Origin of the sequence: Mycolicibacterium mageritense (assembly GCF_010727475.1) — a bacterium.
GTDB lineage: Bacteria > Actinomycetota > Actinomycetes > Mycobacteriales > Mycobacteriaceae > Mycobacterium > Mycobacterium mageritense.
Genome location: NZ_AP022567.1, coordinates 6,833,014 through 6,847,733, shown reverse-complemented (window position 1 = coordinate 6,847,733; position 14,720 = coordinate 6,833,014). Strand labels below are relative to the sequence as shown.

The window sequence follows — 14,720 nt, the reverse complement described above, 5'->3', positions numbered from 1 at the left end:
GCTCCCGGGACAGCTCGATTCGACCGTGATGCTGCGGGCCCGCATCGCGGTGGCGGCACTGTTCTTCACCAACGGGGCGATCTTCGCGAATCTGCTGCCGCGCTATCCGGAGATCAAGACCGACCTGCACTTGTCGAATGCCATCTACGGCAGTGCGGTTGCGGCGTTCTCGGGCGGCGCGCTGGTGGCCGGGCTGAGCGCCGCGATGCTCATCCGGAGATTCTTCTCCGCGCGCGTCGCGGTGCTCGGCTCGATCGGGCTGGCGTTGTTCGTGGTGCTCGCATGCCTTGCCGACAGCCCCGCGGCATTCGCCGGGGCGCTGTTCCTCGCGGGCGCATGCGATGCGGTCACCGACGTCGCCCAGAACGCCCACGGATTGCGTCTGCAGCGCGACTACGGCCGCTCGATCATCAACTCGTTTCACGCCGTGTGGGCCGTCGGCGCGATCCTCGGCGGCCTCACCGGAGCCGGAGCCATCGCGCTGGAGACCCCTCGAAGCGTCCACCTTCTCGGCGTGGCCGTGGTGTGCTGCGCGGTGGTGCTGATCGCCTACCGGTTCCTGCTGGCCGGTCCCGACCATGACGAGCACACCGTCGCCCGGACCGTGGCGGAGTCCGGGCCCGGCGTGGGGGTGTGGCTGACCCTGCTGGCCCTCGTGTTGATCGCGGTGGCCGGCGCGACTGTCGAGGATGCCGGGAGTTCCTGGGCCACGCTGTATCTCCGGGACACGTTGCATGCACCGCCTGCGATCGCCGTGTTCGGCTACGTCGCGTTGGTCGGGTTCATGTTCGTCGGAAGACTCGTGGGCGACCGGTTGGTGGACCGGTACGGCGAAGCCACGGTGGCGCGTGCCGGTGGCGTGGTCGCCGCAGCCGGAATGGGTGCCGCGCTGGCCTTTCCGAGTGTGCCGGGCACCATCGTCGGGTTTGCCGCGGCGGGCCTCGGCGTGGCGATCCTGATCCCGGCCGCCATGCACGGCGCCGACCAGTTGCCCGGCCTGCGTCCCGGTACCGGGCTGACCGCGGTCACGTGGCTCATGCGCGTGGGATTCTTCGGTGCGCCACTGCTCGTGGGCGTGATCGCCGACGCCGCCGGACTCCGGGTCGGGCTGGTGAGCGTGCCGCTGGCCGGGGTGTTGGTGGTGCTGCTGGCTGGTGCGTTACGCCGGCCGGCCGGGAAGTGCTGAGCGGTCGACTAGCGCTGCGTTGGTTCTGCGGCGAGGGTGCAAAAGTGCGAGTGGGCTGTGCCGTGAGCGCAGCCTCAACGCCGGGGGTGCTGGGCGGTCGACTAGCGCCGCGTTGGTTCTGCGGCGAGGGCGCAAAAGTGTGAGTGGGCTAGGCCGTGAGTGCAGGCTCAACGCCGGGAGTGTTGGGCGGTCGACTGGCGCTGCGTTGGTTCTGCGGCGCGGGCGCAAAAGTGCGAGTGGGCTAGGCCGTGAGTGCAGGCTCAACGCCGGGAGGAGTCAATGAGTCACGCCGGCCAGCTCGATGGTGAAGACGCCCGAGACGATCAACGCGATACCCAGCATCATGACCGGGGTCAGCGGCTCGTCGAACAAGAACCGGGCGATGAGCGCCACCAGCGCGACGCCGCATGCCGTCCAGATGCCGTAGGCCACGCCGACGGGAACACCCTGCGACAGTGCGAGCCACAGCAGATAGAACGACAACGTGTAACCGGCGATCACCGGGACGATCCAGGCCTTGCGGCGAAATCCGTCGCTGGCCCGCAACGCCAGCGTCGCGCACACCTCGACCACGATCGCGCCGGCCAGTGCCAGCCACATCACGTCTGCGGCTCCCGTGGCCGCGAACCCATTTCGACCAGCAGCACCCCGGCAATGATCAGGCCGATCCCGGCCACTATGGGCCACGTGAACGGGTCGCGGAACAGCACGGCCGCCAACACCGCAGTCGCCGCGGTGCCGAGTGCGCCCCAGATGCCGTACGCCACCCCGACGGGCATCCCGGCCCGCAGCACCAAGGTCAACAACACGAACGCTCCGAGATAGCCGACGACCACAAGGATCAGCCACGCCGAATGATCCTGGGACGCGCGAAGCGACAGCGTCGCGGCGACCTCGCTGGCGACGGCTGCGACCAGCAACGCCCATTTCCGCACCGCACCAACATATCCGACGCGGTGTCGGGTCAGGTCAGTGCGGCTTCTCGCTCCGCGAACAGTTCCGCGACCGCATCGGTGACCGCGTCGAGCTGTTCAGGCGAATGCCGGCCCAGGCCACACTCGGTGGACAGCCCGAACCGGTCCAGAAACTTGGCGGCCAGTGCCGCGCGGTACCGGGCTCCGGCTGCGCCGTCCTCGGCGTGCACCAGACCAAGGTAGAACTCGGTCTCTGGTTCGATGGCCAGACTGGCTAACGGCTGCCAATGGGCAAGCTTGTTCCATGTGGTCACGGTCGCCGCCTGGAAGGCGTCGATGCGGCGTGCGACGTGGCGGGACAACCCGTTGGCCACCGCGACGATCACCGAGGCGTCGCGCGGATAGATGTGCCTGCCGCCGCGGGCCGCGGCTTCGTCGTCGGGCGGATCACCCATGAACGGCGACGCCCCGAACTTCGAATCTCCATAGCAGAGATGGAAGGTGAGCTCGACATCGTCGTGCACCCACGAAGCGGCGCGTGCCGTGACGGCGTAGATCTCCTCGAAGTCGCGGTACGGGTTCGGAAACCAGCCCTCGATCGTGGCGTCCTCGATCGGCAGATCCCACTGGATCACCAGATCCCGATGGGGGATCGTGTCCTGGATCGCGTCGACACTGTCCTTCAGCGGCTTCTCGTAGGCGCGGGCCACCTCGACCTGCGAGCCGAACTCGACGAAGAAGTTCACGGCGTTGAACGGTGTCGGAATCGACACCAGAAACTTGGAGTCCGCGGCTAACTCACCGCGGGCTCGGGCGGCACGGAACAACTCATAGGACGCGATGGCGTGGTCCTGGTAGTCGAATCCCGGAAACGTCACGTCGGCCGCAGTGGTGCCGGGACGCAGCCGGGCCACGCGTCGGCCATCGACCTCGACCACGTCGAGCGTCGGGTTGTCCAGAAAATGCGGGGTCTGGGTGAGTACCCAGTTTGCCCGGTCGCCCGGTTCACCGTCGGGCACCCGGCTCACTCGTGTCTCGCCCGTCGCGGCGCCCTGCAGCTTGATGCCGACGAATCGGAACGCATCGGCGACCGTCGGCTGGTTGATGCTTCCGGTGAGGTAGAACTTCTTGTCGTAGCTCATGTTTGGCCGCTTTCCCGTCAGAGCACCAGGCCCAGCCGGGGCGGGCGAGTGCCGCGCAGCGTGTGATTGCCCAGGTGCACGTACTTCCAGCGGGCCGGATCGTGCAGTGAGTGCGTGCGGACGTTGCGCCAATGCCGGTCGAGGTTCACCGCGGAGTCGGTTCCCGAGGTGCCGGTCAGTTCGAAGATGCCGCTGGCGATCTCGACGGCGTACTCCTGCGCAAGTGCCTTGGCCGCCGCGATCTTGAGCGACGCCTCCGCCGCGGTGTCCCGCGACAGCTCGTCCTCGGCCAGGCCTCGGTCCACCACCGCGGTGCCCGCGGCCAACAGCGCCTCCAGTGCGTACAGCCGCGCTGTCAGTTCGCCGAAGCGCCGCACCACATGCGGTTCCTCGTCGGCACGCGACACCCCGGCCAGCACCGCCTCTTTCCACGGCCGCGATGTGGTGTGCACGAACGCGGCACCGTCTTCCAGTGCGGCACGGGCGATTCCGATGTCGACGGCGGCGTGCAAGGCCTGGTCGTAGGCACCGAGCACACTGGGCGGGCCGTCGACCGGGTCCGGCGCCGCACCCTCTTCGACGACCAGATCGCCGTCGACAACGACATCGGCCAGCCGTACCTCACCGCTCGCGGTGCCGCGCTGGCCGAATGCCGACCACTTGTCCAGGGCCAGCGTGACACCGTCCTGGTCGGGGCGCACGAACACCGTCGCGGTCTCGCCGGCGCGGTCGGCGATGACAGCGGCCACCGCGATCCAGGTTGCGCCGAGCGCGCCCGTGGCGTAGTACTTCGTGCCGTTCAGCACCCAACTGCCGTCGTCGCGCTTGGCGACTGTGACGCGGCGGTCGAGCGCTGTCGCGGTGCCCCGCTCGGCGCTGGCGTTGCCCAGCTGGGCGCCGGCGAGGATGTCGGCATAGATGCGGTTGGCGGGCTCCTGTCGGCCGAGCCCTGAAATGGCTTGCCCGATAACGAAATGCGACAACAGCAGCTGGCCGACCGCACCGTCGCCGCGCGACAGCCGACGCAGCACGTCGACCTTCGTCGCCGCTGGCAGGCCCGGCCCGCCGTGCTCGGCGGGTACCACGATGCCAAGCAGGCCCGATTCGGCGACCCGCCGCAGCTGCGGCAGCAGCGAGGCACCCGAGCGTTCACGCTCGGCGCTGCCGTCGGCCAGCTCCGCGCTCAGCGCATCGGCGGCGGCGAGCGCCTCCTGCGGCGTACTCAGAAATGGGACATCGGTGATCTCCGGTGCGGTGACGGTCATGGGCGCCGACGCTACGGTCGGTCCGCGGCCGTGCCGAGGTTTGCGACCACCGAGAATGTTTGTCCGGGGCCGGGCCGGAAATGGCCGGTCCAGGCCGTGTCGATGGTTGCTGCGTACCGTGGCAGAGTTCACCTAGTTGCGTCAGCGAGGAGCAACCATGACAGACCCGACACGGACTCTGATCGCCGTACTTCTCGACCGGTCTGGATCGATGGAATCCATCAAGGCCGACACCGAGGGCGGATTCAACGCGTTCATCGATCAGCAGCGAGCCACGCCCGGCACGGTGCATGTGACGCTCGCGCAGTTCGACACCGACTACGACGTGGTGTACGCCAACCGTGAGATCGGTGCCGTGCCGCGGCTGGAGCTGCAGCCGCGCGGTGCGACGGCGCTGTACGACGCGCTCGGCCGACTCGTCACCGATGTCGGCGCGGAACTTTCCGCGCTGCCCGAGCACGAACGCCCCGGCAAGGTGGTCGTCGTCGTCCTCACCGACGGGCACGAGAACTCCAGCAAGGAATGGACGCACGAGGCCATTCGCGCGGTCATCCGCCGCCAGGAGTCCGAATATGCCTGGGATTTCCTGTTTCTCGGTGCGAACATGGACGCCGTCGCGATCGGGCGCGGGCTGGGCATCGCGGCCGACAAGTCGATCACCTATCGAGCGTCGGGGGCCGGGGTGAGCAACGCCTTCGCCGCGGCGGCGGGTTACGTGTCGCGCAAACGCATGGCGGCGCCGGGCGCTGCGGTCGAGGGATTCTCCGCTGCGGACCGGGAGGCCGCGCAGGACGGCGGAAAGGGAACGGTGTGACGAGCGACGATCTGGTGGTCGAGACCGCCTACGGACCGGTGCGCGGTGTCGACGACGGTACGACCAAGGCCTGGCTGGGTATCCGCTACGCCGCCGCTCCCGCAGGTGAACTCCGTTGGCGGGCACCGCAACCACCGCACCGGTGGACCGAGGTCGCGGACGCCACCAGGGTCGGTCCGGTGTGCCCGCAGGTCACCGACCCGCGCATACCCCTCGACCTGGGTGGCGCGCAAGGCGAGGACTGCCTGCGGTTGAACATCTGGGCGCCCTCGGGCAGCACTCCCGGCGACGGCAAGCCCGTCATGGTGTGGGTGCACGGCGGTGCCTACGTGCTGGGCTCGGCCAACCAGCCGCTGTACCGCGGCGGGGTACTGGCCGGTGAGGGCGACGTCGTCGTCGTCAACGTCAACTACCGGCTGGGGGCGTTCGGATTCCTGGACCTGTCCGAGGCGGGCTCGCCATCGCGCACGGCGGGCATGCGGTTCGACACCAACCTCGGGCTGCGCGACGTGCTCGCCGCGCTCGAATGGGTGCGCGACAACATCGCGGCGTTCGGGGGCGATCCGGACCGGGTCACGCTCTTCGGGGAGTCGGCGGGTGGCGGGATCGTCACGACGCTGCTGGCAAGCCCGGCCGCGGAAGGCCTGTTCTCCGGGGCGATCGCGCAGAGTTCGCCTGCGACGTCGGTCTACGACGCCGCACGGTCGCGCCGGGTCGCCGAGCAGGTGCTCGACCAGTTGGGCAGCGACGGCGGTCGGCTGGCCGACATCCCCGTCGCGGCGATCCTGGCCGCCACCAAGGAGGTTTTCAACGGCGTACCGTCGCAGAGCCCCGGCACGCTGGCGTTCGCGCCGATCGTCGATGGTGACGTGGTACCGGACTATCCCGTCAAACTCGCGCGCGAAGGGCGGACCCACCGCGTGCCACTGATCATCGGCACCAACGAGCACGAAGCTGCGCTGTTCCGGTGGATGAAGTCGCCGCTCATGCCCATCACGCCCGAGGCCATCCGGGCGATGTTCGAGGGCATCGCGGCCGAGCAGCCCGGTCTGCAACTGCCCAGCGAGGCGCAGATCCAGTCGGCCTACTCGGGCCTGCGCACGAAGGCCCGCGGCATGGGAGTGGCCCGCGACATCGGGTTCCGGATGCCGACGCTGTGGTTCACCGAAGGACACAGCACGGTGGCGCCGGTATACCTCTACCGGTTCGACTTCTCGACTCCGATGCTGCGGCTGCTCCGGCTGGGCGCCGCGCATGCCACCGAGCTGCCGTATGTATGGGGCAATCTGGTTGCGGGGCCCAAGGATCCGACGTTCAAGCTGGGCGGTCTCAAGCACGGAAAGGCGGTCTCGCGACGCATGCGCCGGCGTTGGGTCAACTTCGCCGCGACGGCCCAGCCCGACGGTGCGCCGGGCGAGCCGGTGTGGCGGCCCTACCGCCACGACGATCGGGCGACGCTGGTGATCGACAAGCAGGACAAGACCGTCGCCGACCTTGACCGTGAATTGCGCACCGCGTGGGGCAGTGAGGTGCTGAACTTCCGGTAGCCGAACGAAGGGGTCGATATGGACGCGCTGCGGTCCGTGCTGGATCTGCTGCCGGAGCAGATGCGGGATCCCGTGCTGTTCGCGGTCCCGTTCTTCCTGATCCTGCTGACGATCGAATGGACCGCGGCTCGCAGGCTTGAGCACATCGAGGCCGGCGGGCGCCCGCCTGCGGGCGCATTCCACCCGCGGGACGCATGGGCCAGCATCTCGATGGGGCTGGTGTCGGTCGCCACCACGGCAGCCTGGAAGTTCGTTGCGCTGCTGGGGTACGCCGTGCTGTACACCTATGTCGCACCGTGGCACCTGCCGGGAGACCGCTGGTACACCTGGGTGCTCGCCCTCGTGGGTGTCGACCTGCTGTTCTACGCCTACCATCGCACGGCGCACCGTGTACGGCTGATCTGGGCCACCCATCAGGCGCACCACTCCAGCGAGTACTTCAACTTCGCGACCGCACTGCGGCAGAAATGGAACAACAGCGGTGAGATCGTCGCATGGATCCCCTTGCCACTGTTGGGGATCCCGCCGTGGCTGGTGTTCGCGAGCTTTTCGGTCAACCTGATCTATCAGTTCTGGGTGCACACCGAGCGAATCGACAGACTCTGGCGGCCAATAGAATTCGTCTTCAACACGCCGTCGCACCACCGGGTGCACCATGGTCGAGATCCGCAGTACCTGGACCGCAACTACGGCGGCATCCTCATCGTCTGGGACCGGCTGTTCGGCACGTTCCAGCGCGAGTTGTTCCGGCCCCATTACGGACTCACCAAGCCTGTCGACACCTTCAACATCTGGAGGTTGCAGACCCACGAATACGTGGCGATCGCGCGCGACATCCGCGGCGCAACGCGGTGGGCCGATCGGTTCGGCTATGCGTTCGGCCCGCCGGGATGGCACCCCGCACCGCAGACGCCGGCCGGGGTGGCAGACCGGGCGTGATCGAGGTCGTCGAAACCTTCATGCCGGCAATGGATTTCAGTAGAACGCCGAGAGTGGATGCGCTGCGGGCACAGTCGGATTCTGCGGTATTCCTGCGTGCGCGGCACCAACTGCCGCCAACTGTTCTCCTGACGTTTGAATTCCGCCGAGCGGAATCACCCACAATGCAGGCAGGCATCAGTAAGCTCGGCGGGTGCCGGTGCCGAACCGGTAATCAGGTCACGAAAGGGGTAACTGGGTGGGAGACACACTGACAGAGGGCCAGAAGCTGGAGAAGGGCGGCTCGCTCACCTCCAACAACGGCGCTTACACACTGACGCTTCAAGATGACGGCAACCTGGTTCTCTACGTTCGCGGTGACCAGGCGGTCTGGTCGACGGAAACCAACGGCCAGGACGTGGTCCGTGCCGAGGTGCAGACCGACGGCAACTTCGTGCTCTACACGCCCGACAAGCCGGTGTGGCACACCGACACCAAGGGCAAGAAGGACGTGAAGCTGGTCCTGCAGGACGACCGCAATCTCGTGCTCTACGCCGCGGACGGTCCGGCGTGGTCGTCGAAGACCGAGACTTCCGAGCCGCCGCCACCGGCGCCGGCCCCCGAGCCCGAGCCCGAGGTGGCACCGGCCGCGGTCGAAGAGCCCGCGCCCGCGCCGGCTCCCGAGCCGGAGCCCGCTGCGCCGCCGCCACCGCCGCCGGCTCCCGAGCCTCGCACCTACACGGTGGTCTCCGGTGACACGCTGTGGGCCATCGCCGAGCGCTTCTACGGCGACGGCAACCGGTACCAGGAGATCGCCAACGCCAGCGGCATCGCCAACCCGGACCTGATCCACCCGGGTCAGGTGCTGACGATTCCCTGACCTGCGTTTTCCGACGGCCCGGACCGCTGAGGTCCGGGCCGTCGTCATCTCACCGAGACGCAATATCGGCCGGAATGATGTGACACACAGGCACCGCCGGTACCCTTGTACCCCACACGTCCCATATCGATCGGAGGCCAGTCGTGCGTCAGCCACGGCGTCGGGGTTTGCCGACCGTCCTCGCGGCGGCTGCGTCATTGGCCGGATCGCTGCTGTGGGCGGCCCCCGCCTCGGCGACGCCTGGCGTTCTGGTCTACCCGGGTATGGAGATCCATCAGGACACCAATGTGTGCACGTTGGGCTTCGTCGATCCGATTTCCCGGGTGGCCTTCACCGCGGGCCATTGTCGGGGCAGTGGGCCGGTGGGGGACCGCGACGGGAACTTCATCGGGCATCAGAGCCTGTTCCGGGACAACACGCCTGACGGCGCGACGATCGACACCAATCACGTGATCTCGGACTGGGAGACCATCCAGCTTGCCGGCGACGTGGCGGTCAACAACATCCTGCCGGGCGGGCGGATGCTCGTGGAAGATCCGGCGATCGTCCCGACGCCGGGGCTCGCGGTATGCCACTTCGGGGTGGTGACCGGCGAGAGCTGCGGCAACATCGAAGCGGTCAACAACGGCTGGTTCACCATGGCGCACGGCGTCGTCAGTCAGAAGGGTGATTCGGGCGGACCGGTGTACGTCGTCACGCCCGACGGCCGAGCCGCGATCGTGGGCATGTTCAACAGCACCTGGGGCGACTATCCCGCCGCGGTGGCGTGGCAGAACGCCAGCGGCCAGGCCAGGCAGGGCGACGTCAGCCAAGCCTCGGGTTGACGCCAATTGGGCTGTGCCGCAGCCTTGCTCACGCACTCACTAGTTCGAACACCGGGATCGACGGTGCGGCGGCGCGTAATTCGGCAGGCGTGGATTGTGGGGTCAAGCCACCGATGTGGCCTTTGACCTCCCAGAACCAGCGATCGACATAGCGCTGCAGCAGCGGTGGTTTCTGATCGTCGGCGACCTCGACGACCCGGTGACGCCTGCGCCGCCACCGCGGCCCGGTCGACACCTCGCCTGCCGCGCGGGCGTTGCGCACCCACTCCGTGGTGCCACGCGGCGCGACCACATACGTGCGGCCCTGCACCGTCAGCAGGTTGACCACCACGCTGCGCAGCTCACCGCTGCGCCGGCCGCGCACCTGCAGCGCCGTGGATCCCGCAATGCTGACACCGGCCTCGGCGAGCCGCCGGATCACATCGTTGCCGACCCGGGCCACCCGGCCGGGCGCGTCGTAACGCGTGGTCATATCTACCTCCTGTGAGTTTTCGAGAGCACTGCTCTTGATAAAGCCTGGCACGGATGTGCGGATAATTCAAGAGCAGTGATCTCGGATCTGGCACACTCTGCGGCATGGGCAAGCGTCAGGAGGGTAGGCAGCGCATCGAGGCCGCGATCGTCGAGATCGGCCGCAGGCACCTGGTCACCGAAGGCGCGGCCGGCCTGTCGCTGCGTGCCGTCGCGCGTGACCTCGGCATGGTGTCGTCGGCGGTGTACCGCTACGTCCAGAGCCGGGACGACCTGCTCACGCTTTTGGTGGTGGACGCCTACACCGAGCTGGCCGACGCCGTGGCGGCGGCATCGGCCGGGTTGCCGTGGCGGGACCGGGTTCGCGCGATCGCGCACGCGGTCCGAGGCTGGGCGGTCGAGCAGCCCGCACGCTGGGCGCTGCTCTACGGCAGCCCCGTGCCCGGTTATCACGCGCCGGCCGAACGCACGGTGGGGCCCGGCACGCGAGTGGTCGGCGAGCTGTTCGCCGCGCTGGCCGACGGAATCGCCGCAGGTGAGGTTGAACAAGGCAACGACCGTGTGGCGCAGCCACTTTCATCGGACTTCGACCGCATCAGGACCGAGTTCGGCTTTTCCGGCGACGACGCCGTGGTGGCCAGGTGCTTCGCGCTGTGGGCGACCCTGGTGGGTGCGGTCAGCCTCGAGGTGTTCGGTCAGTACGGTGCGGATACCCTGACCGATCCGCGGCAGATTTTCGACCTTCAGGTCGGGCTGCTGATCGATGCCGTGGCCCCGCCGAAATCGGCGAGCTGAAACTAGAACACGTTCTAGCAATCGGCGCGTGGCGGAGATATCCTCATGGCGATGCTGATTCAGACACCTGTCCAGATCGCGTGGGTGACTCGCGAGCTGGATGACACCGAACGTGCGCTGACCGCAATGTTGGGTGCGCGACGGTGGGTACGCCTGCCCGGGGTGCACTTCGCCCCTGAGGCCTGCACGCACCGCGGCGCACCCGCCGACTTCGTGGCCGACATCTCGCTGAGTTATGCCGGTGACACGCAGTTGGAGCTGATCGCGCCGGTGCGCGGTGAGAGCGTGTACGCCGAGTTCCTCGCCGCCAACGGGCCCGGACTGCACCACGTGTGCGTCGAAGTCGCCGACGCCGATGCGTTCGACGCGAGGCTCGCCGCCGCCGAGCGGGATGGCACGCCCGCGGTGGCACACGGCGTCATGCCCGGCGGGATGCGCTTCGCCTACCTCTCGGCAGCCGAAGCCGGCGTGCCGTATCTCGAGATCGCTTATGTACCGCCCGAGATCCGGGCGTTCTTCGACCACGTGAAGCAGGAGCAGCAATGAAAGACATCCCCGAGACCGTCGACGCGGCCACGATCACGGAGTGGTCCGACGAGGTCGACGTGGTGGTGATCGGTTTCGGCATCTCAGGTGGGTGCGCGGCGGTGAGCGCCGCGGCCGCGGGTGCCCGGGTGCTGGTCCTGGAACGGGCCGCCGCGGCCGGTGGGACGACCGCGATGGCAGGCGGGCATTTCTACCTCGGCGGCGGAACCGCCGTGCAGCAGGCGACCGGTCACGAGGACTCGGCCGAGGAGATGTACAAATACCTGGTCGCGGTGACCCCCGACCCCGATCTGGACAAGATCCGCGCTTACTGCGACGGCAGCGTCGAACACTTCAATTGGCTTGAGGCGCTGGGCTTCCAGTTCGAGCGCAGCTTCTACAAGGGCAAGGTGGTGGTGCCGCCCGGTACCGAAGGCCTCAGCTACACCGGCAACGAGAAGGTCTGGCCGTTCTTCGAGCAGGCCAAGCCCGCGCCCCGCGGCCATTCGGTTCCGGTGCCCGGCGAGTTGGGCGGCGCGGCGATGGTCATCGACCTGTTGCTCAAGCGGGCAGACGACCTGGGTGTGCAGTTCCGCTATGAGACAGGGGCCACCAACCTCGTGGTCGAGGACGGCGCCGTCGTCGGCGTGCGCTGGAAGCACTTCACCGAAACCGGTGCGGTCAAGGCCCGTTCGGTCGTCATCGCAGCGGGCGGGTTCGCGATGAACCCCGAGATGGTCGCCGAGTACACCCCAGAACTGGGGCAGGAACGGCGCACCAAGCACCACGGCACGGTCGCGCCCTACATCCTGGGCAACCCCAATGACGACGGCCTGGGTATCCGGATGGGCGTGTCGGCAGGCGGGGTCGCGGTGAACCTGGATCAGAAGTTCATCACGGCGGCGGCCTACCCGCCGGAGGTTCTCATCACCGGCGTCATCGTCAACAAGAACGGGGACCGGTTCGTCGCCGAGGATTCCTACCACTCCCGCACCTCGGCGTTCGTCCTCGAGCAACCGGATCAGAGCGCGTATCTGGTGGTCGACGAGGCGCACATGCAAATGCCCGAGATGCCGTTGATCAAGTTCCTCGACGGCTTCGAGACCATCGCGGAAGCGGAAGCCGCGCTGGGTATTCCGGCCGGCCGGCTGGCCGCGACGCTGGAGCGCTACAACAAGAACGCGGCCGCGGGTGAGGATCCGGACTTCCACAAGCAGCCGGAATACCTTGCGGCCCAGGACAAGGGGCCCTGGGCGGTCTTCGACCTGTCGCTGGGCGTCGCGATGTATTCCGGCTTCACCATGGGCGGTCTCGCGGTTTCGGTGGACGGTGAGGTGTTGCGGGAGGACGGCAGCGCGGTACCGGGCCTGTACGCGGCGGGGGCATGTGCGTCGAACATCGCGCAGGACGGCAAGGGCTATGCCAGCGGCGTGCAGCTCGGCGAGGGGTCGTTCTTCGGTCGACGGGCCGGCGCGCATGCCGCGGCGCACACGAAAAGCGTTGCCGGCTAGGGTGTCTCGGCGGCGGTCAGATGCCACTGGCCGCCACCGAGCAGGTCAAGTTGCCGCGCGTGATGCAGGTTGACGCTCTCGCGGTGGCTGACGCTGACGACGATGGTCTCGGGCAGGCGCGTCCGTAACGCCGCGTACATGGCGTACTCCTGACCGGCGTCCAGCGCCGAGGTCGACTCGTCGAGGAACACCGCGCGGGGCCCGGCCAGCAGCACCCTGGCGAACGCCACGCGTTGCTGCTCGCCGGGCGAGAGCACTCTGGACCAGTCCGACTCCTCGTCCAGTCGGGTGGTCAGGTGCGCGAGCGTGACGGTCTGCAGGGCGTCGCGGATCTCGTCGTCGGGGTACGTTCCCGCCGCTGCCGGGTAGCTCACCACGGCGCGCAGGTCGCCCAGTGGGGCATAGGGCAATTGGGACAGGAACATCACCGCCCCCTGATCTGGAAACCGTACTGTGCCGGAGCTGTACGGCCACAGCTGGGCCAGGCTGCGCAGCAGGGTGGTCTTGCCGGTGCCCGACGGGCCCGTGATGACCAGCGAGTCGCCCGGCGCGAGCTGCAAGTCGAGGTTGGTCACGAGAACTTCGCCGGTCGGCGAATGCACTTCGATCGCGTCGAGTTCGATGCCGCCGTGGGCGCTGGGTTCGGCGGCCAATCGCGGTAACGCCCTAGCCTGTTCGTTCGCGGTGACGAGCCCGTCGAGGCGGATGATGGCCGCGCGGTAACCCGCGAACGCGTCGTACACGGCACGGAAGAAGCTCAGTGAACTCTGCACCGAGCTGAATGCGCTTGCCGACTGCGTGACATCGCCGAGCTTGAGCTCACCGGCGAACAGGCGCGGTGCCTGCACGATCAACGGCAGCGGCTCGATGACCTGGCTGATGGACCGGTTCCAGCCGAGAAACGCCACACCGCGCAGCACGAGCCTGCGGTAGTTCTCGATCACGCGGCCGAATCGGGCTGCGAGCGTACGACGTTCGGTGGCCTCGCCGCGGTAGAAGCTGACCGCCTCGGCGGCGTCGCGGATGCGCACGAGCGCATATCGGAAGGCCGCGTTGGTCAACTCGTTGCGGAACGTGAGCCGGATGATCGGCCTGCCGATCCAGAACGCCACCACCGTCGTCACCGCAACCCACAGCAGTGCGATCCAGAACAGCGCCTTGGGCACGGTCACGCCGAACAGGTCGAGCGGGCCCGCGAGATCCCACAGGATCGGCGTGAACGCCACCACGGACACGATCGCGTACACCGTGCCGAACACGAGGGTCTGCGACGTGGCCACCGTCGGGGTGTTGGTCTCCGGGCCGGTGCCCGTGGTGAACACGTCGATGTCCTGCTGGATGCGCTGATCCGGGTTGTCCACCGGCTCGCCGTCGAACGCCGCCAGGAACCGGCCGCGGTAGTAGGCCCGGTCATCGAGCCAGTCGCCGGTCAAGCGGTGGGTCAGCCACACCCGCCACCGGATGATGAAGTACTGCATGAGATAGAGATCCAGCACCGTGCGGGTGATGTCGGCGGTCACCAGCATCGCGAAGATCAGTATCGACTTCCAGAACCCGGCGACGCCCGAATCCCGCACCGCGTCGTTGCCTGCGGCGACTCCCTCGAACGCCACCTGCAGCGCGGTGGACTGGTCGTTGAGGTAGAAGCTGAACAGCACGTCCATGCGGACCGAGATCATCACCGACGCCATCAGCACGCCCAGCAGGGCCCACACGGGAAGGCTTTGGCGCCCAACGAAATAGCCACCCGTGACGCGCCAGAACTGTCTGCCCCACGTGGTGAACCGCGCGAGCAGCGCCGACACCACGACCAGTGCCACCACACTGATGGCCCACGCCTTGGCCACCCACCACAGTGACGCCAGGATCTCGTTGCCCCAGTCCAGCGACTGGGTGAACATGTCCATGGCGGGGAAGTTACCGGCTAC

15 protein-coding genes are annotated in these 14,720 nt (G+C 67.9%); 9 read left to right on the top strand and 6 right to left on the bottom strand.

The annotated features are described in order from the left end of the window. Positions 1–28 precede the first annotated feature (28 nt). Positions 29–1,186 (top strand): MFS transporter, encoded by a 1,158-nt coding sequence (locus G6N67_RS33010; RefSeq protein WP_036440710.1) that lies wholly within the window; start codon positions 29–31, stop codon positions 1,184–1,186. A gap of 276 nt (positions 1,187–1,462) precedes the next feature. On the opposite strand, the gene G6N67_RS33005 is transcribed toward G6N67_RS33010, so the two are convergent. Genes G6N67_RS33005 through G6N67_RS32990 form a run of 4 tightly spaced genes read right to left on the bottom strand, consistent with a single transcriptional unit; the run spans position 1,463 to position 4,507 of the window. Further along, positions 1,463–1,786 carry a DMT family transporter gene (locus G6N67_RS33005; RefSeq protein ID WP_036439786.1) on the bottom strand — a complete coding sequence of 108 codons (324 nt, stop codon included), beginning with the start codon at positions 1,784–1,786 and terminating at the stop codon, positions 1,463–1,465. Beyond that, a complete protein-coding gene (locus tag G6N67_RS33000; protein WP_036439788.1) occupies positions 1,786–2,121 on the bottom strand; it encodes a DMT family transporter in 336 nt (111 codons plus the stop codon). Before G6N67_RS33000 ends, G6N67_RS33005 begins: the two co-directional genes overlap by 1 nt. A 29-nt stretch (positions 2,122–2,150) precedes the next feature. Next, on the bottom strand, positions 2,151–3,242 hold the full coding sequence (locus tag G6N67_RS32995) for a hypothetical protein (RefSeq protein WP_036439789.1): 1,092 nt from the start codon (positions 3,240–3,242) through the stop codon (positions 2,151–2,153). Positions 3,243–3,259: 17 nt separating this feature from the next. Then, on the bottom strand, positions 3,260–4,507 hold the full coding sequence (locus G6N67_RS32990) for an acyl-CoA dehydrogenase family protein (protein WP_036439791.1): 1,248 nt from the start codon (positions 4,505–4,507) through the stop codon (positions 3,260–3,262). A gap of 157 nt (positions 4,508–4,664) precedes the next feature. On the opposite strand from G6N67_RS32990, the gene G6N67_RS32985 reads away from it, so the two are divergent. The 5 genes from G6N67_RS32985 to G6N67_RS32965 all read left to right on the top strand — a co-directional run bounded on the left by G6N67_RS32985 (position 4,665) and on the right by G6N67_RS32965 (position 9,490). Then, positions 4,665–5,321 (top strand): vWA domain-containing protein, encoded by a 657-nt coding sequence (locus G6N67_RS32985; protein ID WP_179976772.1) that lies wholly within the window; start codon positions 4,665–4,667, stop codon positions 5,319–5,321. Then, complete coding sequence (locus G6N67_RS32980) at positions 5,318–6,868, top strand: carboxylesterase/lipase family protein (protein ID WP_036439793.1); 1,551 nt, start codon at positions 5,318–5,320, stop codon at positions 6,866–6,868. Before G6N67_RS32985 ends, G6N67_RS32980 begins: the two co-directional genes overlap by 4 nt. Before the next feature lie 18 nt (positions 6,869–6,886). Further along, positions 6,887–7,807, top strand: a complete 921-nt coding sequence (locus G6N67_RS32975; RefSeq protein ID WP_036439796.1) for a sterol desaturase family protein — start codon at positions 6,887–6,889, stop codon at positions 7,805–7,807. A gap of 238 nt (positions 7,808–8,045) precedes the next feature. Next, positions 8,046–8,666 (top strand): LysM peptidoglycan-binding domain-containing protein, encoded by a 621-nt coding sequence (locus tag G6N67_RS32970; protein WP_036439799.1) that lies wholly within the window; start codon positions 8,046–8,048, stop codon positions 8,664–8,666. A gap of 143 nt (positions 8,667–8,809) precedes the next feature. Continuing rightward, a complete protein-coding gene (locus G6N67_RS32965; RefSeq protein ID WP_036439801.1) occupies positions 8,810–9,490 on the top strand; it encodes an Rv1815 family serine proteinase in 681 nt (226 codons plus the stop codon). Between the two features lie 28 nt (positions 9,491–9,518). Here G6N67_RS32965 and G6N67_RS32960 read toward each other — a convergent pair whose 3' ends face one another. After that, a complete protein-coding gene (locus tag G6N67_RS32960) occupies positions 9,519–9,962 on the bottom strand; it encodes a nitroreductase/quinone reductase family protein (protein WP_036439803.1) in 444 nt (147 codons plus the stop codon). A 104-nt stretch (positions 9,963–10,066) separates the two neighbouring features. Between G6N67_RS32960 and G6N67_RS32955 the strand changes: the two genes are divergently transcribed. Genes G6N67_RS32955 through G6N67_RS32945 form a run of 3 tightly spaced genes read left to right on the top strand, consistent with a single transcriptional unit; the run spans position 10,067 to position 12,792 of the window. After that, complete coding sequence (locus G6N67_RS32955; RefSeq protein ID WP_036439805.1) at positions 10,067–10,756, top strand: TetR/AcrR family transcriptional regulator; 690 nt, start codon at positions 10,067–10,069, stop codon at positions 10,754–10,756. Positions 10,757–10,807: 51 nt separating this feature from the next. After that, complete coding sequence (locus tag G6N67_RS32950; RefSeq protein ID WP_036440717.1) at positions 10,808–11,302, top strand: VOC family protein; 495 nt, start codon at positions 10,808–10,810, stop codon at positions 11,300–11,302. Further along, positions 11,299–12,792 (top strand): FAD-binding protein, encoded by a 1,494-nt coding sequence (locus tag G6N67_RS32945; protein WP_036439807.1) that lies wholly within the window; start codon positions 11,299–11,301, stop codon positions 12,790–12,792. The genes G6N67_RS32950 and G6N67_RS32945 overlap by 4 nt, the downstream gene beginning before the upstream one ends. Here G6N67_RS32945 and G6N67_RS32940 read toward each other — a convergent pair. Further along, complete coding sequence (locus tag G6N67_RS32940; protein ID WP_036439809.1) at positions 12,789–14,699, bottom strand: ABC transporter ATP-binding protein/permease; 1,911 nt, start codon at positions 14,697–14,699, stop codon at positions 12,789–12,791. The two genes, G6N67_RS32945 and G6N67_RS32940, sit on opposite strands and share 4 nt — an antisense overlap. Positions 14,700–14,720: the final 21 nt, after the last annotated feature.